Annotated in this window: 23 protein-coding genes and 3 pseudogenes; 12 read left to right on the forward strand and 14 right to left on the reverse strand. The window is 65.8% G+C overall.

Annotated features, from left to right (window positions below; translation table 11 throughout):
* Positions 1 to 17: 17 nt before the first annotated feature.
* The 3 genes from ACO1BU_RS30945 to ACO1BU_RS30955 all read right to left on the reverse strand — a co-directional run bounded on the left by ACO1BU_RS30945 (position 18) and on the right by ACO1BU_RS30955 (position 1,430).
* Positions 18 to 775, reverse strand: a protein-coding gene (locus ACO1BU_RS30945) for an IS5 family transposase (protein WP_424139821.1) whose coding sequence is annotated in 2 segments (ribosomal slippage) — positions 18 to 448 and positions 448 to 775 — 759 coding nt in all. Because the reading frame shifts where the segments join, the coding sequence is not laid out codon by codon here.
* Between the two features lie 106 nt (positions 776 to 881).
* Positions 882 to 1,181: a transposase gene (locus ACO1BU_RS30950; RefSeq protein WP_424139805.1), complete on the reverse strand. Its 300-nt coding sequence runs from the start codon at positions 1,179 to 1,181 to the stop codon at positions 882 to 884.
* 12 nt (positions 1,182 to 1,193) lie between these two features.
* Positions 1,194 to 1,430 (reverse strand): hypothetical protein, encoded by a 237-nt coding sequence (locus ACO1BU_RS30955; RefSeq protein ID WP_424139806.1) that lies wholly within the window; start codon positions 1,428 to 1,430, stop codon positions 1,194 to 1,196.
* Between the two features lie 26 nt (positions 1,431 to 1,456).
* Between ACO1BU_RS30955 and ACO1BU_RS30960 the strand changes: the two genes are divergently transcribed.
* A complete protein-coding gene (locus ACO1BU_RS30960) occupies positions 1,457 to 1,774 on the forward strand; it encodes a hypothetical protein (RefSeq protein ID WP_424139807.1) in 318 nt (105 codons plus the stop codon).
* Between the two features lie 114 nt (positions 1,775 to 1,888).
* On the opposite strand, the gene ACO1BU_RS30965 is transcribed toward ACO1BU_RS30960, so the two are convergent.
* Positions 1,889 to 2,026, reverse strand: coding sequence for a hypothetical protein (locus tag ACO1BU_RS30965; protein WP_424139808.1), 138 nt, complete (start codon positions 2,024 to 2,026; stop codon positions 1,889 to 1,891).
* Positions 2,027 to 2,087: 61 nt separating this feature from the next.
* Complete coding sequence (locus tag ACO1BU_RS30970) at positions 2,088 to 2,495, reverse strand: DUF3024 domain-containing protein (RefSeq protein WP_424139809.1); 408 nt, start codon at positions 2,493 to 2,495, stop codon at positions 2,088 to 2,090.
* A gap of 121 nt (positions 2,496 to 2,616) precedes the next feature.
* Between ACO1BU_RS30970 and ACO1BU_RS30975 the strand changes: the two genes are divergently transcribed.
* The gene (locus tag ACO1BU_RS30975) at positions 2,617 to 3,177 is read left to right on the forward strand and encodes an alpha-hydroxy-acid oxidizing protein (protein WP_424139810.1); all 561 of its coding nucleotides are present in this window, start codon (positions 2,617 to 2,619) and stop codon (positions 3,175 to 3,177) included.
* 25 nt (positions 3,178 to 3,202) lie between these two features.
* Here the strand turns inward: ACO1BU_RS30975 and ACO1BU_RS30980 are convergent, their stop codons facing one another.
* The 3 genes from ACO1BU_RS30980 to ACO1BU_RS30990 form a co-directional block, all read right to left on the reverse strand.
* Positions 3,203 to 4,450 carry a cytochrome P450 gene (locus ACO1BU_RS30980; RefSeq protein WP_424139811.1) on the reverse strand — a complete coding sequence of 416 codons (1,248 nt, stop codon included), beginning with the start codon at positions 4,448 to 4,450 and terminating at the stop codon, positions 3,203 to 3,205.
* 810 nt (positions 4,451 to 5,260) lie between these two features.
* Complete coding sequence (locus tag ACO1BU_RS30985) at positions 5,261 to 5,713, reverse strand: CBS domain-containing protein (protein WP_424139812.1); 453 nt, start codon at positions 5,711 to 5,713, stop codon at positions 5,261 to 5,263.
* Positions 5,714 to 5,757: 44 nt separating this feature from the next.
* Complete coding sequence (locus tag ACO1BU_RS30990; protein ID WP_424139813.1) at positions 5,758 to 6,267, reverse strand: DUF2267 domain-containing protein; 510 nt, start codon at positions 6,265 to 6,267, stop codon at positions 5,758 to 5,760.
* Positions 6,268 to 6,410: 143 nt separating this feature from the next.
* Here ACO1BU_RS30990 and ACO1BU_RS30995 point away from each other — a divergent pair.
* The 4 genes and pseudogenes from ACO1BU_RS30995 to ACO1BU_RS31010 form a co-directional block, all read left to right on the forward strand.
* Positions 6,411 to 7,532, forward strand: a pseudogene (locus ACO1BU_RS30995) (IS701 family transposase); the annotation flags it as partial.
* Between the two features lie 456 nt (positions 7,533 to 7,988).
* Positions 7,989 to 8,216 carry a hypothetical protein gene (locus ACO1BU_RS31000; RefSeq protein ID WP_424139814.1) on the forward strand — a complete coding sequence of 76 codons (228 nt, stop codon included), beginning with the start codon at positions 7,989 to 7,991 and terminating at the stop codon, positions 8,214 to 8,216.
* A gap of 30 nt (positions 8,217 to 8,246) precedes the next feature.
* The gene (locus tag ACO1BU_RS31005) at positions 8,247 to 8,441 is read left to right on the forward strand and encodes a hypothetical protein (RefSeq protein ID WP_424139827.1); all 195 of its coding nucleotides are present in this window, start codon (positions 8,247 to 8,249) and stop codon (positions 8,439 to 8,441) included.
* A 38-nt stretch (positions 8,442 to 8,479) separates the two neighbouring features.
* Positions 8,480 to 9,010, forward strand: a complete 531-nt coding sequence (locus ACO1BU_RS31010) for a tripartite tricarboxylate transporter substrate-binding protein (RefSeq protein ID WP_424139822.1) — start codon at positions 8,480 to 8,482, stop codon at positions 9,008 to 9,010.
* An 18-nt stretch (positions 9,011 to 9,028) separates the two neighbouring features.
* On the opposite strand, the gene ACO1BU_RS31015 is transcribed toward ACO1BU_RS31010, so the two are convergent.
* From ACO1BU_RS31015 to ACO1BU_RS31040, 6 genes and pseudogenes are all read right to left on the reverse strand, one after another.
* Complete coding sequence (locus ACO1BU_RS31015) at positions 9,029 to 10,609, reverse strand: ABC transporter substrate-binding protein (protein ID WP_424139823.1); 1,581 nt, start codon at positions 10,607 to 10,609, stop codon at positions 9,029 to 9,031.
* An 85-nt stretch (positions 10,610 to 10,694) separates the two neighbouring features.
* Positions 10,695 to 11,162: a lyase family protein gene (locus ACO1BU_RS31020; protein ID WP_424139824.1), complete on the reverse strand. Its 468-nt coding sequence runs from the start codon at positions 11,160 to 11,162 to the stop codon at positions 10,695 to 10,697.
* Positions 11,157 to 11,938: pseudogene (locus ACO1BU_RS31025) on the reverse strand (lyase family protein); the annotation flags it as partial. The gene ACO1BU_RS31020 and the pseudogene ACO1BU_RS31025, both read right to left, overlap by 6 nt.
* A gap of 135 nt (positions 11,939 to 12,073) precedes the next feature.
* On the reverse strand, positions 12,074 to 12,406 hold the full coding sequence (locus ACO1BU_RS31030) for a hypothetical protein (protein WP_424139815.1): 333 nt from the start codon (positions 12,404 to 12,406) through the stop codon (positions 12,074 to 12,076).
* A 213-nt stretch (positions 12,407 to 12,619) separates the two neighbouring features.
* Positions 12,620 to 13,650 (reverse strand): IS630 family transposase gene (locus ACO1BU_RS31035; RefSeq protein ID WP_424139816.1). Its coding sequence is split into 2 segments (ribosomal slippage): positions 12,620 to 13,185 and positions 13,185 to 13,650, totalling 1,032 coding nucleotides; the frame shifts between segments, so codons are not numbered across the junction.
* Positions 13,651 to 13,760: 110 nt separating this feature from the next.
* The gene (locus ACO1BU_RS31040; protein ID WP_424139817.1) at positions 13,761 to 13,910 is read right to left on the reverse strand and encodes a hypothetical protein; all 150 of its coding nucleotides are present in this window, start codon (positions 13,908 to 13,910) and stop codon (positions 13,761 to 13,763) included.
* Positions 13,911 to 14,456: 546 nt separating this feature from the next.
* On the opposite strand from ACO1BU_RS31040, the gene ACO1BU_RS31045 reads away from it, so the two are divergent.
* The 6 genes and pseudogenes from ACO1BU_RS31045 to ACO1BU_RS31070 form a co-directional block, all read left to right on the forward strand.
* Positions 14,457 to 14,738: a hypothetical protein gene (locus tag ACO1BU_RS31045; RefSeq protein ID WP_424139818.1), complete on the forward strand. Its 282-nt coding sequence runs from the start codon at positions 14,457 to 14,459 to the stop codon at positions 14,736 to 14,738.
* A gap of 143 nt (positions 14,739 to 14,881) precedes the next feature.
* Positions 14,882 to 15,478: pseudogene (locus ACO1BU_RS31050) on the forward strand (glycogen debranching N-terminal domain-containing protein); the annotation flags it as partial.
* A 21-nt stretch (positions 15,479 to 15,499) separates the two neighbouring features.
* Positions 15,500 to 17,044 carry an amylo-alpha-1,6-glucosidase gene (locus ACO1BU_RS31055; protein WP_424139825.1) on the forward strand — a complete coding sequence of 515 codons (1,545 nt, stop codon included), beginning with the start codon at positions 15,500 to 15,502 and terminating at the stop codon, positions 17,042 to 17,044.
* 197 nt (positions 17,045 to 17,241) lie between these two features.
* Positions 17,242 to 18,189 (forward strand): IS110 family RNA-guided transposase, encoded by a 948-nt coding sequence (locus ACO1BU_RS31060; protein WP_424139826.1) that lies wholly within the window; start codon positions 17,242 to 17,244, stop codon positions 18,187 to 18,189.
* A gap of 490 nt (positions 18,190 to 18,679) precedes the next feature.
* Positions 18,680 to 18,877 (forward strand): hypothetical protein, encoded by a 198-nt coding sequence (locus tag ACO1BU_RS31065; protein WP_424139819.1) that lies wholly within the window; start codon positions 18,680 to 18,682, stop codon positions 18,875 to 18,877.
* 6 nt (positions 18,878 to 18,883) lie between these two features.
* On the forward strand, positions 18,884 to 19,082 hold a 199-nt coding region (locus ACO1BU_RS31070), incomplete at its 3' end, for a DnaJ domain-containing protein (RefSeq protein ID WP_424139820.1).

Here is a 19,082-nt window from a genome sequence, read left to right on the forward strand (position 1 = left end):
CTAAGGTCCGTTGACATTCATCGCGATGCGATGATGGCCGCGGCGAGGCTGATGCTGGCGCGGAAGCTGGTGTCGGTCTTGTCGTAGCGGGTGGCGATGGCCCTGAACTCCTTGAGCTTGGCGAAGAAGTTCTCGATGAGGTGCCTCCAGCGGTAGGTATCGCGGTCAAAGTCGAAGCGGGCTTTGCGATTGGCCTTGGGTGGGATCACGGCGACGGCGCCACGGTCATCGAGTTCGGCCCTGAGCCAGTCGGCGTCGAAGGCCCTGTCGCCAAGCAGGGCGCCGAAGGTGATGCCTTCGATCAGGGGCGGCACACCGATCGTGTCGTGGCGCTGACCAGGGAGCAGAACAAAGCGCACCAGATTGCCGAGCGCATCGACGAGGGCGACGATCTTGGTCGTCAGGCCGCCGCGCGAGCGACCGATGGCCTGATTCTGAGTCCCCCCTTTGCGCCGCTCGCCTTCTGGTGGGCGGTGACGATGGTGCCGTCGATCAGGGCATACTCGAAGTCCGGCTCGTCAGACAGGCACTCGAAGATCCGCTCGAACACCTCCGCCCGCGCCCAGCGGCGAAAGCGCTGGAATACACTGTTCCAACAGCCGAACTCCCTGGGCAGGTCGCGCCAAGGCAGGCCGGTGCGCACCCGCCACAGCACCGCCTCGAGGAAGAGCCGATTGTCCTTCGCGGTCACTCCACTATCCGAGGCCTTGCCGGGCAACAGCGACGCGACCTTCTCCCAGACCGCATCGCTCACCACAAACCGATCCCGATCCATCCCTGCCGCCACTCCGCCAAAGCGGAGCTTGAATCACACCCAGACCACCATGGGAATCCTGAATGTCAACGGGCCTTAGTACTGCGTTCGCGAATTGGCGCCTCGATCAGGCAGCCTGGGCTTGGCGGTCCGGAGTGATGCCGTACCGCCAATGCGGGAGCAGCGGTGCGGTATTGCAGATCTCGATGTAGCGACGGATCCGGTCAGCCAGTTCGGCCTTGCTGGCGACGCGAATGCGCCGCAGCACGGAGCGGGCCAGTTTTGAGAAGAAGGTCTCCACATAGTCGAGCCACGACGCGTGCGTCGGGGTAAACACTAGTTCAAACTGGCCCGGCTTGCTGGCAAGGAAGCGCCTGGTCTCGCGCGAACGATGGGCGGAGTGATTGTCGAGCAGCAGGCAGATCAATATGCCTGCCGATTAATGCGCATCGAGCCGCTCAAGAAAGGCGATGAACTCGCGCGAGCGATGCCGCTGGGTTACCGCGTGATGCACAAAGCCGCTCACCAGATCGACCGCAGCGCAGAGGGTCAGTGTGCCGAGCCGCTTGTACTCGTTATCACGCTGAACCGTGGCATGCTTGCTGGGTTTCGGCGGCAGGTCGGGGGCGGTACTGGCAATTGCCTGGATGCCGGGCTTTTCGTCATAGGAGAGCACGGCAACCGGGCGGTCGGCCTCGGGAATTGCCGCAGCATCTCCGCCGCGGCATAGACTTCCAGGACCTCGGCCTTGCGCTCCTCAAAGGCCGGATCGCGGCGTTGAAGATAGTAGCGCACCTTGTGCGGCTTGACTGGCTGGCTGTTCAGCACCTCGTGCACCGTGCTGGGCGCGAGTTCAGCCAGGCAGGCGTGACCGGCGGCGGGTCCGCGCTCGCGTGCATGCGTCGCCAGCAGGCGAAGCGTCCACAACTCATGGGGATAACCGCGTTGCTTGGCTTTGACGCAGGCCTCGCCAATCAACCAGGTGCGCGCCGCTTCCGTGATGTCCGGCCGCCGTCCTGAACGCGGCAGGTCGCCGATCGCCTTGAGCGGTCCCACCGCCAGGACCCGGCGCGCGCAGCGGGTGACCCGTTGACGGCCAATGCGCAGCTTTGCGGCGATCTCGGTGGCATCGCGCTAATCCGCCAGATGCAGGATGATGGCCGAACGCTCGACATGATGGGCTTGGGACGTGCGCGAGCGGGCGAGTGCACGCAGGGTGTCGCGCGTCTCGTCGGTCAGGCACAGCGCCAGCGTGGCGGCTTTGCGCGGCATGCAATGTCTTCCCAGGTTGCAGCTCACTGCCGGCTGGTTGGCGCAACACCCACGGTCCGGGTCAACGGGGTTGGAAGTACGGCTCGCTCGCGATCCGATGCAGTGCTTCCATCAGCGGCAGACGCTCGGCCACGCGATGCCACTCTCCGGTGTGACGGTGCCACAAGAGGTCAAAGCGATCCCGGCCGACGTAGTCCAATCGGGCGAAGGGCGCGTCAAACTCCGCTGCAAGGGAAGCGGGATCCTCCGAGCGGTATCGCGTGAAGAACCGGTACTTGTTGCCGTGCCACTTGCCCTCGATAGCGACCGGATAGTTGAACATAGCAGAGGGACGGACCTCCGGAAGGAACCGCGGCTGCAGCACCTCGGCAATCACCCTCTCACAGGCTGCGGTGATCGCCGCCTTCTCGGCCGGCGGCGGCTTGTTGCCGGCCCGGCCGCCGACATACATCCAGACGCCCCTCGCCACCGCTGCTCCGCCAGTCGCCCCGATTCTTGTAGCCGCCCTCCAGGCCACTGTCAGCCACTCCCGGGAGCCCGGTTTTGATCACCAATTCGGAATCGCAGTACTAGGCGCGCTTCCCTCCCTGTTGCAGCTCCTGCGCTCCTGGCCGGGAGGACCGCTTGAGGCGCTCACCTCGGCCAAGGAGGCGGTTGATGCGGTACGGCGCTTCATCGCGATCTATTCCCGCCCGGACCTGACCTGGGACGATCTGCCCTTCCTGCGCCAGCGCACGCGCCTGCCCATCATCCTCAAGGGCATTCTCTATCCGGACGATGCCCGCCAGGCGCTCGATGCCGGCGTGGATGGGATCATCGTGTCGAACCACGGCGGGCGGCAGGTCAATGGGGCCGTGTCCTCGATGGAGGCGCGGCCCGGCATCGTGGATGCCGTGGACGGCCGAGTTCCCATCCTCTTCGACTGCGGGATCCGAACGGGCGCGGACATCATCAAGGCCATTGCTCTTGGCGCGAGGGCCGTGCTGATCGGCCGGCCCTATGTGTACGCCTTGGCGCTTGCGGGGGAGGCGGGGGTTCGTGAGGTGATCCGGAATTTTGCCACGGATCTAGACCTGACGCTCGGACTGGCGGGGCGGCGTTCCCTGAGTGAGCTGGACCGACCGGTGCTCATCCGGAGCACCGAACCCTGACAAGGGGTACGGGGGAGGCCTCCGATCAATGCTGCGCCATGCGGACGCGGCTTATGACGAAGCCGCTCCTCGGCGCAGTGGGCATGCGCGACAGGCTAATACTCAGATCCTGGGGCGGCACGTCGTAGCGCATGGCGCAGAGTAGCCGGACGGCCCGCTTCATCAGGGCGATGGTGATCCATTCGCCGGGACAGCGATGGCCACCCATGAAGTCGCCGGCTCCCTGTGGCACCAAAGTGAAGGCGTCGCCCTTCCAGTTGCGGAAGCGCTCCGGCCGGAACTGCTCCGGCTCGTCCCAGGACCGGCAGTCGTGGTTGGTGCCGTAGAGGTCCAGGATGGCCCAGTCGCCCTTCGCGAAGTGGTGGCCGCTCCAGTCGAAGCCTTGCCGCACCCGCCCGCCGATGACCGGGAAGAAGGGATAGAAGCGGCGTACCTCCTGCACGAAAGGTTCCAGATCCTCCTCCGCGGTGGCGAGACGCTCGCGCCAGGACGGGTGCTCGTACAGGGCCAGCGCGGCGAAGGTGATGAAGCGGCGCACGGCCACCATGGGGCGGAGGAGATTGATGATCTCCACCGCCACCGTGGCGGTGTCCAGGGGCTTTCCGGCCTGGTCTGTGTGGCGGACGATGGCCGACAAGGCCGAATCCTCCGACAACGAGATCTCTCCGGCACGGACCTGCCCGACCAAGCGGCGTATGCGGCGCTCCGTTCGCCGCCGCAGGTGCAGTGCCCAGAGGGTGGCGGGGCCGAGATGACCGGCCTGCCGGATCATCATCTGCAACTCATGCGCCAGGGCCGGCACGTCACGCGGTGCGAGCGGTACGCCGGTCCAGTCGCAAGCCGTGCGGGTGAGGAGTTCGCCCATCTCCCGCATCAGCACGACCTCCTTCGCGGCCTGCCAGCGGGTCAGCACGTCGCGCCAATGCTTCTCCAGCAGATCGGCCGTGCGGACGACGCTGTCGGGCGTCATCAGGGACATAAACAAGCCCTTGCGGTGCCGGTGCGCGACACCGTCCAGGCTTTGCACGCTTCCCTTGTCCTGAAGCAGGCGGAGAGTGGTCTGCGGCATTGCTCCCCGACGCGTGAAGCGGTCGCCCTCGTAGAAGATCCGGGCCGCTTCCGCGCCGCGCATACATACCACAGGGGTCAGCATGATGCGGGTGCGGAAGAGATCTGACCCGAGGCGGTCGCAACGGCGGGACACGAAAGAGTAGGCCTCCCGGAGGAAGGAAAGCGTGTTGTCCAATCCGGGCGCGCGCGGGATCTCGGGCATGGATGTCTCCATCGCGGGTAGGCGAGCGCAGGGGTGTTGGGGGTACGTTACGGGGCCAAGTTCCCGCGAGACCCAGAGGCGGGATCGTGACCTCGATCGGCTCTCGGTCCATCTGGTCAGACCACTGGCGGCGGCATCTCGCGCGGTTCCGGCGGCAAGAGCGGCGGAATGTCCGGCCCAGGCCCGGGGGTTGGGCCATCCGGGCCCGGCGGTGGTGGGATATCGGGCCCAGGAGGCATCGGCCTCGGGATATCCGGACCACCCGGCAGGATCGGGCGCTCGGGGCCTGGAGCGGGCGGCTGCGGCTCCTGCGGTGGCAACGCGGATTTCCGCCACTCTGAGGACGTGGCCGGGTCGTGATCTTCCCAGGGGGCAGTCATAGAGCAGTTTGATCCTTCTACCTTGGCTGCAGCCCGGGATCGCCGCCCGGGCTGCCCGGCGGCGGGATCACCGGTGTGGTACGCGGATTCGGGTTCGGCGCCGGTGCCTGGATCTCAGGGTCCACTCCGGCCGGGGGGCGAAGGACGCCGCCAGGTATACTGCTCGCGTCAGGCCTCTGCTCACCGGGGCCGCTACCCTCCAGGCCATTGCTCCCGGGCGTCCGCCGCTCCTCGCCTGCAGGCGGTCGCGGCCCAGGCTCAAGACGCTCAGGCGGGACCGGACCGGGCTGGGCCGGACCCGGGGGCTGCTCCTGCTGCTCCGGCACAGCCCCGGGCTGCGCGAGCGCCGAGCTACCGAGGAGACTACTCGCCAGCAGGGCGGCGGCGCCTCCCGCCGCCGCAACGGCAGTGCGCCTTACGGCCATGGGCGTCAGCCACCCGTCCGGTCACCGCCGGTTTGCGAATGTGCCCCGCCCGGCCGCGAGACGCCGGCAAGTGCGTCGCCCGCAGGCTGCCCACCCTCGCCCATGACCACATCACCGAGCGAGAGAATGCCGACCAAGCGCTTGTCCCGGTTCATGACAGGCAGGCGGCGTACCTGCTGGTCGCCCATGGTGCGCGTGACGTGGTCGAGGTCCTCGTCCTCGAAGCAGTATTTCACGTGCGGGGTCATCACCTCGCGCACCTTGGTGTCGGGCCCCTTGCCCTCGGCCACGCCCCGCACGGTGATGTCACGGTCGGTGACCATGCCAACAAGGCGGTCATCCTGGCCTACGGGCAGCGCGCCCGCGTCGCACTCGGCCATGCTACGGGCGGCCTGCTGGATCGTTTCGTCCGGGCTCGCGACGCGGACGTTGCGCGTCATCTTGTCACTGACCTTCATGGCTGTCTCCTTGCTTATGGCTGCTTGGGGTAGCGGGTCTGCTACTAGATGCTGGCAGCCGCAGCACCGACGACCGCAGTACTGCGCCAAAGCGCCTTCAGCTCTTCAGGCAGCGCATCGATGACCTTCGCCACCTGACCAGGATCGACGTGGTGCGAGAGGGTGCGAAAGACCGCCTGTGTGGCATCGCGCCCATTTACAGGACGGATACCTTGCAGCCCCTCTTCGACCCGGTCCAGGAACTCATCAAGCGTCCGAAGCCGTTCCAGCTGGGCCGCTGGGTGCCATTGGTCGTAGTAGAGGCCGCGCACCAGCAACGGCAACTGCGCACCGAAATGCGCGGCGAGGTCGAGCGGCATCCGGTCGCGCAGCGGATGCAGAACCGCACCGAGCGCGTGCCAGGCGACCTGCCGGTCCGGCCCAATCTCAGCCATGATCTCGTCCAGCCAGGTATTCGTTTTCTGCAGCGTTTGTCCAAAATATCGGGGCGGGTGGCATGACGTGCCTCCCTCTAAGCCAGAGTGCCTGGTCCAGGAATGGACCAGGCCCCTCATCTCGTGGTCGCGTAGACCGCAGCGGGGATTCGAGTTGAAACGCCTCGGCAGGTCTAGGGTTTCCGCCTCCCTAATTCTACAGTTGAGGTTTGCTCGAGGCGTCCTCAGGTGTGTGGCGGAGCATTGGTTCGTGGAGGCGAGCCATGGTGTCGGACACTGTGGGTGTCCTGCGCTGGCGCGACGAGTTGGGAGCGCTGCAGGCACGGCTGGGCCAGCTGTTCGTCCGGGCGGAGCCCCGGCGGCAGGCAGGCTTGTACCTTGAGGGGCTGCTGAGCTCAGCCAAGCGCAAGAATGGCTGGCAACTGGCCGAACAGATCGGCGATGCGCGCCCCTGGCGGACGCAGCGGGTGCTCAGCCACGTCCTGTGGGACGCGGACGCGGCTCGGGACCTGTGCCGCGATCACGTGCTTGAGCATCTCGGGGCTGATGACGGCGTGCTGATCGTCGACGAGACGGGGTTTCTCAAGAAGGGCGAGCACTCGGTTGGCGTGGCGCGGCAGTACAGCGGCACGGCGGGGCGGATCGAGAATGCGCAGATCGGGGTCTTCCTGGCCTATGCCAGCAGCAAGGGGCACGCGCTGATCGACCGCGAGCTCTACCTGCCCAGGAAGGAGTGGTGCGAGGATACCGGCAGGCGCGCCGAGGCCTCCATTCCCGAGGAGGTGGGGTTCTCCACTAAGCCGGCGCTGGCTGGCCGCATGATCCAGCGGGCGCTCGATGCTGGCCTGCCCTGCGCCTGGGTGCTGGGCGACGAGGTCTACGGCTCGGACCGCCGGCTGCGCATTGCCGTTGAACAGCGCAAGCAGCCCTTCGTGCTCGCCATCCGCAGCAATGAGAAGCTCTGGGCGGTGCTGGATGGGCGTCTCGGGCAGCACGCCGCCTCGCGCCTGGCCGCTTGTCTTCCAGCCCAGGTTTGGCGACGTTTGTCGGCCGGAGCGGGCAGCAAGGGCGAGCGGGTCTATGACTGGGCGCGCTTTCGGCTGACCCGGCTCCAGCAGCCGCCCTGGGATCACTGGCTATTGGTCCGGCGCAGCCGCAAGAACCCGAAGGACCTCGCCTACTACGTCGTCTTCGGTCCCGACCAGACCACACGGGCCACCCTCGCGCGCATCGCTGGCCGGCGCTGGGCCATCGAGGAATGCTTCGAGATCGCCAAGCAGGAGGTCGGCTTGGCCGACTACGAGATCCGCTCGTGGCACGGATGGTACCGGCATATCACGCTGGCCATGCTCGCCTTGGCCTTCCTCGCCGGTATGCGAGCGAAGCTCAACGCCGCCCCGCGGCAAAAAAGGGGGACCAGCAACCCCGACCTATGGTCGACCTCAGCACAGGCGAGATCCGCCATCTCATCAGCAGCCTCCAGCGCGCCGTTGGTGTCGTGCTCGACCGCCTCTTCGAATGGTCTCTCTGGCGACGCATACACCAGGCCATCGCTAGCACATGCCACTGGCGCCGCAGCCAGCGTGAAGCCCGCATGAAACCTCAACTGTAGAACTAAGCCGGGCCGCCCGGGCGCACCCTCGCCAATCACCAGGCTTTTCGCCTGCAAAGGGCGTTGGTGCACGGAGGTGGGCGGGTAGCCTGAAGGTTGGAGGCCGGCTATCCCGCCCAGATGCCATTCAAGCACAACGCCGCGCGGCGTCACCGTTTCGCCAAGGCGCGCTACCGGGTCGCGAACGAGCCAGCCTACGAGGCTGGGCTGCGCCGGCATCGCCGCGCACGTGCTCACCGAGGGCAACGCCGATGATGCTGCCCAGGTGCCGGCGCTCCTTGGTGAGGCGCAGGGCAACATCGCCAGTGTGACGGCTGACGGTGCCTATGACAGCGAGCCCGTCTACCGGGCCTGCGCAGCCCGACAGTCCGACCCGCCAGTGACCGTCACCATCCCGCCGCGCGCGTCCGCAGTGCCGAGCACGGACAACCCTGCCGCCCGGAGCCCGCGTGACTAACATGTCCAGCTCATGGCCGAGAAGGGTCGCATGATTTGGCAGCGGGCGACCGGGTACGGCAGGCGCAACCACGTCGAGACCACGACTGGCCGGTACAAACACCTGATCGGCCCGAAGCTGCGTGCCCGCTCGCTACCCGGCCAGCAAGGCGAGGTGGCCATCGCCGTCGCGGTACTCAACCGCGTGATCCGGGTTGCCAGACCTATCTCCGTCCGCCGAGCCTGACCTCTAGCCGGATCAGGCCAGCGTCGTGCCGTCCGTCAATCCGTGCACCAACGCCCCGGAAGGACCTACCAGCGGCGAACGTTGCCGAGTTGGTTGCCCTGGCCAAGCGCACGCCGAACGGGCTGAACTACGCTTCGTCAGGGGTGGGCAGCGCGCAGCATCTCGCAGCCGAGATGTTCCGCCTCGCGGCAGGCGTCCCGCTGGTGCATGTGCCCTATTGCGGCAGTGGGCAGGCGATGGCCGACCTGATTGCAGGTCAGGTGGACATAAATTTCGACGGCATCGCTGCTTCCTTGCCCGCAGTACGCGACGGGCAAATCCGCGCACTTGCGGTGACCACACTCGCGCGCACCCCCGTCCTTCCTGATCTTCCGACAGTGGCCGAATCTGGTTTCCCAAACTTCAACATCTCTAGCTGGTTTGGCCTCTTCGCGCCGGCTGCAACACCTGCAGCCGTGCAACAGCGCCTGGAGCAGGAGACGTGGCAAGCGCTGGCTTCGCCCTCTGTCCTGCGCGCACTGTCCGATGTCGGTGCTGAACCTGGCAAACACTCAGATTCCAGGTTTTGAAAGGCGCTGTAAGTCGAGCTAAGTGCCGGAAGGTTTGATGTCCATCGCACGCGTCCTCTCATCCATGCGGGGCTGGTGCTCCAGCCCCTTCCGCACAGCCCAGGTGTTGATGAGCTGGAAGAGAGGGATCAGGGCCACGTCTTCCGTAGCCATCCTCACGGCCTGGCGCAGCAAATCCTCCCGCTTTCCATCGTCCAGTGTTGTGACCGCTCGCTCTGTCAGTGCATCCAGATCCGGGTTGCTGTAGCGGCCACTGTTGTTGGCGCCGGTTCCCTTTTGCGGGTCGAAGGTGCCGAGGATATTCACCAAGGCATAGGACGCCTCGCCCGTCAGGCTGCCCCAGCCGGTCAACCGCATACCGAAGTCCTGGTGGTTAGAGCGCACCGAGAAGGAGGTCCAGGGCAGGGCCTCGACCTGGGTCTGCACGCCGACGCGCGTCCACATCTGAGCCACTGCCTGCGCGGTGCGCGCATCATTGGGATAGCGGTCGTTTGGCGTGTGCAGAGTCATGCGGAAGCCCTGCGGGAAACCGGCTTCGGCCAGGAGCCTCTTGGCACCGTCCGGGTCATAGCGCGGAACCGGCACGTCATTGTTGTAGGAATAAGAACCCGGCGGTAGCCACTGGCCCGCTGGCTTCGCGGTGTTCTCCATTACCCTCGTCGCCAGGGCCTCGCGGTTGATGGCTATGTTCAGGGCGCGACGGACGCGGAGATCATTGAAGGGGTTCTGCGCCAGTGGCCTGCCATCGTTGTCGGTCACGAAGACCGGATCCGTGCTGCGCGATCTATCCGGCGCCAAGTAGATAAGGCGCAATCCCTGAATAGAGCTGAGTTGCACATTCGGATTACCCCGTAGCCTTGGGATATCCGAGGATGACACCGTGTCGATGATGTCAACATCGCCCGAAAGGAGCGCCGCCGTGCGCGCAGGGGGCGACGAAATCACGCGGAAGTCCACATGGCTCCAGGAGGGTTTGGAACCCCAATAAGCATCATTGCGCACCATCTCTGCACGGTTGCCCGGGGTGTAGGAGACGAAGCGATAAGGACCGGTACCGATCACGGCCTTGCCGCTGTTGTAATCCTCAGTAGTGGCTGTGGCTCCCACGTGGCGCGAGACGATCGCGAGCGAGGCGAAGTCGGTCGGAAGCAGAGGATAGGGCGCAGCAGTGTGGAAGCGGATCGTCAGCGGGTCAATGATCTCGATGCGCTGAATAGCGCGCACGAATGCACCGAAGCCGCCGGGGCTGTTGGGCACGTTGGGTGCACGCTCCACCGTGAAAGCGACATCGTCGGCCGTAAAGGGCCTGCCGTCGTGCCAAGTAACATTGGGGCGAAGCTTGAACTCCCACGCCGTCTCGGAAATCGGGCGCCACGATTCAGCGAGCTGCGGCACGATTTTGGCCTCAGCGGAGAACTCTGCAAGCTTCTCGAAGAAGTGAGCGGCCACGCTGTGGTTAGGCGAGGCATTATAGAAATGTGGGTCGAGCGAAGTGACCGAGCCGCCGATGGCAATCGTAAGATTCTGAGCCTGGGCCGACAGGACCGAGGTGGCGAGCACCGTCACACTTGCAAGTAGCATAGATCTGATGTCGATCATAATAGTCCACTCCCGCTTTGGCGATGTTAGCCTTCCAGCAAAAGACATGCCGACGCGAGGCGGCCGGATCTCGATCCAGCGACGCTCAAGCATGGCCTGGTTCCCCTGTAGGCGCTAGATGGGGTAACGGGCCGGTCATGGCCTCTGGACGGACCCACTCTTCGAACTGCTCGGCAGTGACGAAGCCCAACTTGAGCGCTGCCTCACGAAGCGTGGTTTTGTCGCGATAGGCAGCCATGGCGATCTTGGCCGACTTCTCGTAGCCGATATGCGGGTTGAGCGCGGTGACGAGCATGAGCGAATTCTCCAGATGCTCGCGGATGCGCCCCTCATTCGGCTCGATGCCCCGGGCGCAGTGCTCGTCGAAGGCATGGCAGGCATCGGAGATCAGCTCGGCCGATTCCAGCAGGTTGTGAAGCATGACGGGCTTGAACACATTGAGCTGGAAGTTTCCCTGGCTACCCGCGAAGGCAACAGCGGCGTCGTTGCCGTAGACCTGCACGGCGGCCATGGTCATCGCCTCGCTTTGCGTCGGATTGACCTTGCCCGGCATGATAGAAGAGCCGGGTTCATTCTCCGGATCTTCAGCTCGGCAAAGCCGGCGCGCGGTCCGCACGCGTACCAGCGCACGTCATTGGCGATCTTCATCAACGCGGCGGCGAGCGTGCGCAGCGCGGCGCTGGCGTTCACCATGTAATCATGCGCGGAAAGGGCAGCGAATTTGTTGGGCGCGGAGACGAAGGGCTTGCCCGTCTCCTCCGCGCTTCGGCGCGCTGCGACCTCGCCGAAGCGCGGGTCCGCATTCAGCCCTGTGCCGACGGCGGTGCCGCCGATCGCCAGGCGATAGAGGCCCGTCATCGCGTGCTCGATCGCGGCAACGGCATCGTCCAGCTGCGCTACCCAGCCGCCGATCACCTGCCCCAGCGTCACTGGCGTCGCATCCTGCAGATGGGTGCGGCCGACCATGACCACATCCTTGAACTGCCGGGCCTTGACGTCCAGCGTGTCGCGCAACTGGCGCACGGCGGGAATGGTCGTGCCGGCAATGACCTCCACTGCGGCGATATGCATGGCCGTGGGGAAGGTGTCATTGGAGGATTGACTGCGGTTCACATCGTCGTTCGGGTGCACCGGCTTCTTCGACCCGAGCTGCCCGCCGGCCAGCTGGATGGCCAGATTGGCGATCACCTCATTCGCATTCATATTGGTCTGGGTGCCGGAGCCGGTCTGGAAAACCACCAGCGGGAACTCGGTGTCCCAGCGCCCGTCGATCACTTCCTGCGCCTCGCCCAGCGAGTCCGTCTCAACGCGGAAGCTTGTCTCGCTCATGCTTGTCGTCCCATTCTGTCCCTCCTCACAGTCCAGGCTGGCCGGTACTGATATCAACCGCACCGGATGCGGACCGGTGAAAGCTGACCGCCGCCGCGGACAAGGTAGCGTCGGAGAGATCGGTATAGGGGGTGATCACCAACGGCCCTTCGGCGGCCCGTCCATGTTGGCGAAGATCTGCCGGTCCTTGTTCTCCTGCATCAGCATGGAGAAGCTTGGGATCTTCTCGAAACCGAGGCCTTGGGGAACGCCCGTGTCGGGATCGGACTGGATCTTGGCATAGCTCTCACCGGAGATCTTCTCCCACTTGCCCGCGGGCTTCTTGACCTCAAGGTTCACCACGGTCGTCTTGAAGACCATCCGGACGATCGCCTCCTTGGGCGCCGACGGCTTGGTGAGGCTCGGTGCGCCGGCCATGACTTGCCAGCCGTTCCTCACGGCCCAGGCGGTCAGCTCGTCCTTGTCCATCAGGGGGGTCTTTCATGCGCTTGGCCCTTCCTATGGGCCGGACGGGGTGATCACACCAGCACGGAGTCGTCCCGGTGCCTCCTCCGGTCCGCATCCGGGGCGGCTGGTATGGTCATGGAGACCTGCGGCGCCTTCAGACGGCGCATGGGAACGCTGTCTCTCGATTCAGAGGCATCCGGAGGCGTGGCTTTGCCTGGAGTCATACGCCCGGCATCATTGACTGACCTGTGCCCAGGGTCTGGTTGCGATGGAGGTGATGCACTCGGGCTGACGGGTCAGCCAGTTCCATGCGTCACAGCAGGCGCCGACGATGCTCTCGTAGGTGTCGAAGACGCGGTTGCTGAGCTTGTTGGCGCGCAGAAAGGCCCAGACGTTCTCTACCGGGTTCAACTCGGGCGCATAGGGCGGCAGGTGCAGAAGCGTGATGTTCTCGGGCACGCGCAGTTGTCCGCCGGTTTGGTGCCAGCCCGCGCCATCCAGGACGAGCACCGCATGGGCGCCGTGGCTCACCTGGGTGCTGATCTCGTCGAGGTGCAGGTTCATCATGGCGGCGTTGGCGGTGGGCAGCACGAGGCCTGCGCCGATGGCGCCGGCGGGGCAGACGGCGCCGAACAGATAGGCCCAGGTATAGCGCTGGTCCCGCGGCGCTGGAGGGCGTGAGCCGCGTTCGGCCCAGACGCGGGTGAGCGTGCCCTGCTGACCCACGCGGGCCTCGTCCTGCCACCAGACCTCGATTGGTCTGCCGCGGGCGGTCGCGGGCAGGGCCGCGGTCACGAGACCGGCGAAGTCCGCCTGAAAGACGCCTGCGCCTGGGCGTCGTGGCCGGGGTGCTGCGGTCGGGTCACCAGGCGGCGGAACCCCAGGCGGCGCAGCACGTCGCCAACGCTACGCTCGGCCAGCACCACACCGAAGCGAGCCGCGATGACGCGCGCCAAGTCTGCCCGCCTCCAGCGGACCACGCCATGCTCGGCCAAGTTCGGGCCCTGCCGAACCAGCTCGGCCAGCGCTCCCTCCTGCTCTGGCGAGAGGCGCGGCTTGGGGCCACGCTCGCCGGGCCGGTCCAACAGCCCCGCCAAGCCTTCGGCATTGTAGCGATGCACCCAGTCCCGACGCGTCTGACGATCCATGCCTGCGGTCCGCGCTGCCTCCGCGCGCGACGCCGCCCCATGACGTGATTTCTCCGCCGCACGCCGCAGCCCTGCCGCATCCAGATCCGCCCGCGTGATCGCCACTGCACCAGCCATGTCGCCCTCCCGCTGCCACCAGCAGGACAAGCGAATCACTCCGCCTGCAGCAATGGAATCCCCGAGAGTCATAAATCAGCGCCGGTCGTATTTGCCCCTCCGAATGCCCGTTACGGGCGCGAGCGACGGTGGGTACTGGCGGGAAAGGTCTCTTCCACAGCCTCGTCCACCTGCGGGTCAGAGTAGCGCGCTTCCGCGGCGTGGGCGCGCTCCCAGTGTTCGTTGGCCCGACCCTCCGGGCGGCCCTCGGCAACCCACAAGAATTAGGCCCGTTCCCGGCTTCTTTGTTCCTTGATCTCGGGCGAGGTCAATCCTGCAGCGGCTTTCTTTCGGTCCTGGGTGCTCGACATCGACAGCTCCGGGGCAACGAGGACATCGCTTCTGCACGCAGCGGCCGGCGCGCGCCGTACGGGCCGAGGACCGACCGGTGCAGTGTGGAAATAGGTCGGATGAATCCGCCGGCCAACCGAGGATGATGCGGATCGCGAGCTGACCAGGCGGACCACCCCGCCCAGGATTTCATCGCTCCTCGCCACCGCCAGGGACACCACCGCTCGTCCGGATCGTTCCTTGCGGAGCAGGGGCTTGAAAGAACCCCGGCCTTTCCTAAGTCGCTAGCCGCCAGATGCCATTCGACGGGTCTGGGCCGGTTCTGCCGGTGTCAATTCTCGGGTCCATGTTGCTCAATGGAGGATGTGGATGTTCGGATCTCTGATTGCCCGCTGGAAGCAGCACGCAGGCAGCTTCTATAAGCGGTGGTACCGCAGCATCGCGTCCCATCTCAGCTTCCGCTGAGGAGGTCTGCGATGAGGGGACTTACTGCGGCGGCCCGCGCCTATGACGCGGAGCGGCTCCTCAAGCTGTTTCACCAGTTCGGGCCTGACGGTCGGGCTATCTCGGCCTCCAGCCTCCTGCGGCACGCCGGCTTCGAATCCAACCGGGCCCGTCTCGCTGCCGCGCTGGAGCATCTGCTCGAGGCCGGGATGATCCGGCAGGCTGGTGCGGACCCGCTCGCGAGGGAGCCGGCCTTTCGGCTTGCGCGGCCCATCGCCACCGCAGCGCCCGAGGAGCAGAGAATCGCCGCCTAGCGAGACATCAACCGAGGCCCGCAGGTCTGGGGCAGCCGGTCTGGTCATGACCGGCGCAGCCCTTCGCCTTGCCGCGAGCCATCGCGGTGCGGCGGTTGTCGCCGGTCCTGCGTGTCTCCGGGATCCGACCGAGAGCGTTCGACATGACCACTCTTCTCTCGTTTCCAGTCGAGCAGCAGGGCAAAGACGCTGGCGAGAAGCCACGTTCGACGACCCAGAAATTCGTCCTCAAGCAGGGCGACACATTCCTGGTCGCCGATGCCCTCGGCGACGTTGGCGCCAGCGATGACGGGCTGTTCCATAACGACACCCGCATTCTGTCCCAGCTGAGATTGGAAATCGCTGGCCGGGCGCCGTGGCATCTCGGTACTGCCGTTAGCCACGACAACGTCTTCTTCACGGCCAACCTGACGAACGCACCGCTCCCTCCTCTTGGAGGTGCACCGATCCCGGAAGGCGTCGTTCATATCGAACGCAAACGCCTGCTCTGGAGCGATCGAATCTTCGAGCGGCTTCGCTTTACCAATTACGGCAGCGACACTGCAATCCTGCCGGTCTCGATCGGGTTCGGCGCCGATTACCGGGATATGTTCGAGATCCGCGGCGAGCCCCGCGCGGCGCACGGTCGGCTGCTGCCACCGAAGCTCGGCGAAGGGCATGTGCTTCTCCATTACCTCGGCCTGGATGGTGTGCACCGGACAACATCGGTCGCGTTCTCCGAAACGCCGCTCCGCCTCATGCCGGACTCCGCGGATTTCCTGATGGAGATTCCAGAGGCAGGTACGACGGAACTCTACATCGAGATCGGATGCGGGGAAGAGGCCCGGCCCGACCGGATGCGCTTCCGTGCCGCTGCGGCGGCGGCCCGCTCGCTGGCGCGCCGCAAGCGTCTGCGCAGCGCCCGTCTGATCACGCCGAACCGGCTGTTCAATGCCTGGATCGACCGCTCGCAGGCCGATCTCGCCCTTCTCACGACAGAACTGCCGACCGGCCCTTATCCCTATGCGGGAATCCCCTGGTTCTCGACGCCGTTCGGCCGGGATGCGGTGATCACCGCGTTGCAGACACTCTGGCTCAATCCGGCGCTCGCCCGCGGCGTCCTCGCCTTCCTCGCGCGGAACCAGGCACATGAGACGTCGCGGTTTCGGGATTCGGCGCCCGGCAAGATCATTCACGAGACCCGAAAGGGCGAGATGACGGCGCTGCAGGAGGTCCCGTTCGGGAAGTATTACGGCGGTGTCGACACCACGCCGCTGTTTGTCGTCCTTGCCGGCGCCTATGCGGACCGCACGGGCGACATCGCCTTCGTCGAGGAGCTCTGGCCGGCCTTGGTCGCCGCGCTTGAATGGGTTGAGGGCGCGGTGGCTTCCAACAGGGACGGCTTCCTCGATTATGCGCGCGGCGCCGAGACGGGGCTTGCCAATCAGGGCTGGAAGGACAGCGCGGACTCCGTGTTCCACGCCGACGGCCGCTTCCCGGACGGCCCGATCGCGCTGGTGGAAGTTCAAGGTTACGTCTTCGCTGCCTTCCTCGCCATGGCCGACCTCGCGCAGCGCCTGGGCAAGATGGAGGCAGCCCAGGACTGGTCCCGGAGAGCGGACGAACTGAGGTCCGCTGTCGAGCAGCGCTTCTGGATGGAGCCGGAGGGTTTCTACGGCTTGGCGTTGGACGGACGGGGCGACCTGTGCCGGGTACTCGCCTCGAATGCGGGCCATCTGCTCTTCACCGGGCTCCCCGTACCCGAGCGCGCCGCACGGGTCGTAGCCCGGCTCATGTCGGGCCGCTTCAACTCCGGCTGGGGCATCCGGACGTTGGCCAGCGGTCAGGCCCGGTTCAATCCGATGTCGTACCACAACGGCTCGGTCTGGCCCCACGACACCGCCTTCTGTGCCGCGGGCCTCGCTCGTTATGGCGCTCGCGAGGAGGCCGTTCGGCTGCTGGACCAGATGTTCGAAACCGCCGTGCAGTTCGACATGCGCCTGCCGGAGCTCTTCTGCGGGTTTCCTCGCTCGCCGGGCGAGCCGCCGATCCCCTACCCGGTAGCCTGCCTGCCGCAAGCCTGGGCAGCGGGGTCTCTCTTCATGCTGCTGCAGGCGTGCCTCGGTCTGAAGGTCGATGGGTGGCGCGGGGAAATCCAGATCGACCGGCCACGTTTGCCGAGTGGTGTGAACCGGCTCTCGCTGCGCCGGCTCGTTGTCGGCCAGGAGCAGGTGGACCTGACCTTCGAGCGTATGGGAGAGCGAGTGGTGGCCTTCGCCGACGGAGCCGATCAGAGCGGCGTCGCTATCCGGGCTCAGCTTGTCTGATGATGTCCCCGCCCTTTCCGGCAAAGATGGGGTGCTGCCGACGAGGTGCGAACTCGCCGGCAGCGGGAGGGGACGGGTCGTGAAAAAGCTGGCCGTGATGGGCCGAGCTAGAGTGTGACCGCCCCTCTCTTTTCCTCGTGGCCTGAACGGATACCCCGGCGTCGTGGCCCGGATGACAAGCAAAGGACGTGGAAAAGATGCCTCCGACGATAGCGCAGACCGTTGGCGTCGACATCTCCAAAGCTACCCTCGAGGTCTACCTCCACCCCGAGGCCGTAGCCCGGCAGTTCCCCAACACCATGGCCGGTGTCGCGGACCTGCTGTCATGGCTCGGCCAAGGCCCAATTCACCGTGTTATTTTCGAGCCAACCGGTGCGTATCACCACCGACTTGAGCGCCAGCTCGGCAAGGCCGGTGTGCCCATGGTCAAAGTCAATCCGCTGCAGGCCAGACGCTTCGCAGAAGCCATCGGGCAGCGCGCCAAGACCGACGCCGTCGATGCCGCCATGCTCGCCCGTTTCGGCGCGCTGGATGCACTGCAAGTCAGGCCGATGGTGAGCCAGACGCTCAGCGACATGAAGGAGTTGCTCGTTGCCCGGCGCGGCCTGGTCAAGGACCGCGTCGCCGCGTCCAACCGGAACCACACCCACCGTGCGCCACTGCTCAAGCGGCTGGCCGATCAGCAACTGCGCCAGGTTGAACGCCAGATCGCAGCCATCGACGCCGCTCTGCGCGCCCTGTGCCGGGCAGATGCCGACCTGAAGGCCCGCCTGGATATCCTCGTCAGCATCCCGGCGATTGGTGAGGCGACCGCACTGGCCATGCTCATCGAGATGCCGGAACTCGGCACGATGGACAACAAGTGCGCGGCCAGCCTGGCCGGCCTTGCTCCAGTCGCCCGCGATTCCGGACATCACAGCGGCAAGCGCTTCATCCGGGCCGGTCGCGCCCACCTACGCCAAGCTCTCTATATGCCAGCCCTGGTGGCCATCCGCTTCAACGCGGACATGAAGGCCAAGTATCAGGCCCTCGTCGCCGCTGGAAAGCCCCCCAAGGTTGCGATCACCGCTGTCATGCGCAAGCTCCTCATCCTCGCCAACGCACTGCTCCGCGAACACCGAAACTGGACGCCAAAGCCCGCTTGACCAGCACGGATACTCTAGGGACCAGCCGATGCTGAACCGGATCCGCACGGCAACGGCCCGTCGCACCGCGCCGGCGAAAGCTGCGCGTTGGACACTGGGTGCACTGGGTCAGAACGCAGACCTTGGCAGGACGAGGGCCGAATCGTTGAACGCCGAAGGCAGAATTCCTAGCTCAATTTCGACCCTGCGCCCTTTCGTGGGCAGGGCCATCGACTCGTATCCATGTTGCTCGACCGGAGGATATGGAGATGAGAAGGAGACAACACATAGATCAGGAGCACGCGCTCGCTGCGGCTCGAGCGCTGCTTCGCGAGCACCTGCGCAGCGCATGGCAGCGCCTGCGGCGTCGGCTGCGGCCCATGCGATCGCAGGTCTGGTCCCCTGTCCAGTTCGCTGGCTGGCCGCAAAACCCCGAGTTCTGGGCTTCGTCGGCTTTCGGGCTGCTCATTCTGATCCTTCTCCTGGAGCAGCATCTGGCCGGCGGCCTGCGATGAGTGACCGCCGCGCCGCCTTCCCAGCGACTGCCTGGAGGCTGGCAGTTCGCCGGGCCCGGGCACTCGGGGTTGGCCGTCTGTCGGGCGGCTTCGGCCCGGAGGAGCTGGAGCGGTTCGGGGTCGCACGCGGCTACGAGGACCCGGCAGATCCGCTCAAGCGCATCGATGAAGTGGGAGGCCGCGTAAAGGCCTGACGGACAATGGCCGAAAAGGATCCGTACGAAGCCCTTGGACTCAAGCGCGACGCGAGCGAAGCGGAGATCCGCTCCGCTTACCGCAAGCTCGCCAAGAAACACCACCCCGACCTCAATCCCGGAAACAAGCAGGCCGAGGACCGCTTCAAGGAGGTTTCCGCGGCCAATGAGTTGCTCTCCGACCCGGAGAAGCGGGCCCGGTACG

It is taken from the genome of Roseomonas chloroacetimidivorans (assembly GCF_049629625.1).
In the GTDB taxonomy this organism is placed as follows: Bacteria; Pseudomonadota; Alphaproteobacteria; order Acetobacterales; family Acetobacteraceae; genus Roseomonas; species Roseomonas chloroacetimidivorans.

Excerpts from the sequence above, each read along its gene's own strand:
- ACO1BU_RS30965 (WP_424139808.1), bottom strand. The coding sequence starts at position 2,026 with ATGCCGCGCAAAGCCGCCACGCTGGCGCTGTGCCTGACCGACGAGACG.
- ACO1BU_RS30980 (WP_424139811.1), bottom strand. The coding sequence starts at position 4,450 with ATGCCCGAGATCCCGCGCGCGCCCGGATTGGACAACACGCTTTCCTTC.
- ACO1BU_RS30985 (WP_424139812.1), bottom strand. The coding sequence starts at position 5,713 with ATGAAGGTCAGTGACAAGATGACGCGCAACGTCCGCGTCGCGAGCCCG.
- ACO1BU_RS30990 (WP_424139813.1), bottom strand. The coding sequence starts at position 6,267 with ATGAGGGGCCTGGTCCATTCCTGGACCAGGCACTCTGGCTTAGAGGGA.
- ACO1BU_RS31005 (WP_424139827.1), top strand. The coding sequence starts at position 8,247 with ATGATTTGGCAGCGGGCGACCGGGTACGGCAGGCGCAACCACGTCGAG.
- ACO1BU_RS31015 (WP_424139823.1), bottom strand. The coding sequence starts at position 10,609 with ATGATCGACATCAGATCTATGCTACTTGCAAGTGTGACGGTGCTCGCC.
- ACO1BU_RS31020 (WP_424139824.1), bottom strand. The coding sequence starts at position 11,162 with ATGCCGGGCAAGGTCAATCCGACGCAAAGCGAGGCGATGACCATGGCC.
- ACO1BU_RS31030 (WP_424139815.1), bottom strand. The coding sequence starts at position 12,406 with ATGGACAAGGACGAGCTGACCGCCTGGGCCGTGAGGAACGGCTGGCAA.
- ACO1BU_RS31045 (WP_424139818.1), top strand. The coding sequence starts at position 14,457 with ATGAGGGGACTTACTGCGGCGGCCCGCGCCTATGACGCGGAGCGGCTC.
- ACO1BU_RS31055 (WP_424139825.1), top strand. The coding sequence starts at position 15,500 with ATGGAGATTCCAGAGGCAGGTACGACGGAACTCTACATCGAGATCGGA.
- ACO1BU_RS31060 (WP_424139826.1), top strand. The coding sequence starts at position 17,242 with ATGCCTCCGACGATAGCGCAGACCGTTGGCGTCGACATCTCCAAAGCT.
- ACO1BU_RS31065 (WP_424139819.1), top strand. The coding sequence starts at position 18,680 with ATGAGTGACCGCCGCGCCGCCTTCCCAGCGACTGCCTGGAGGCTGGCA.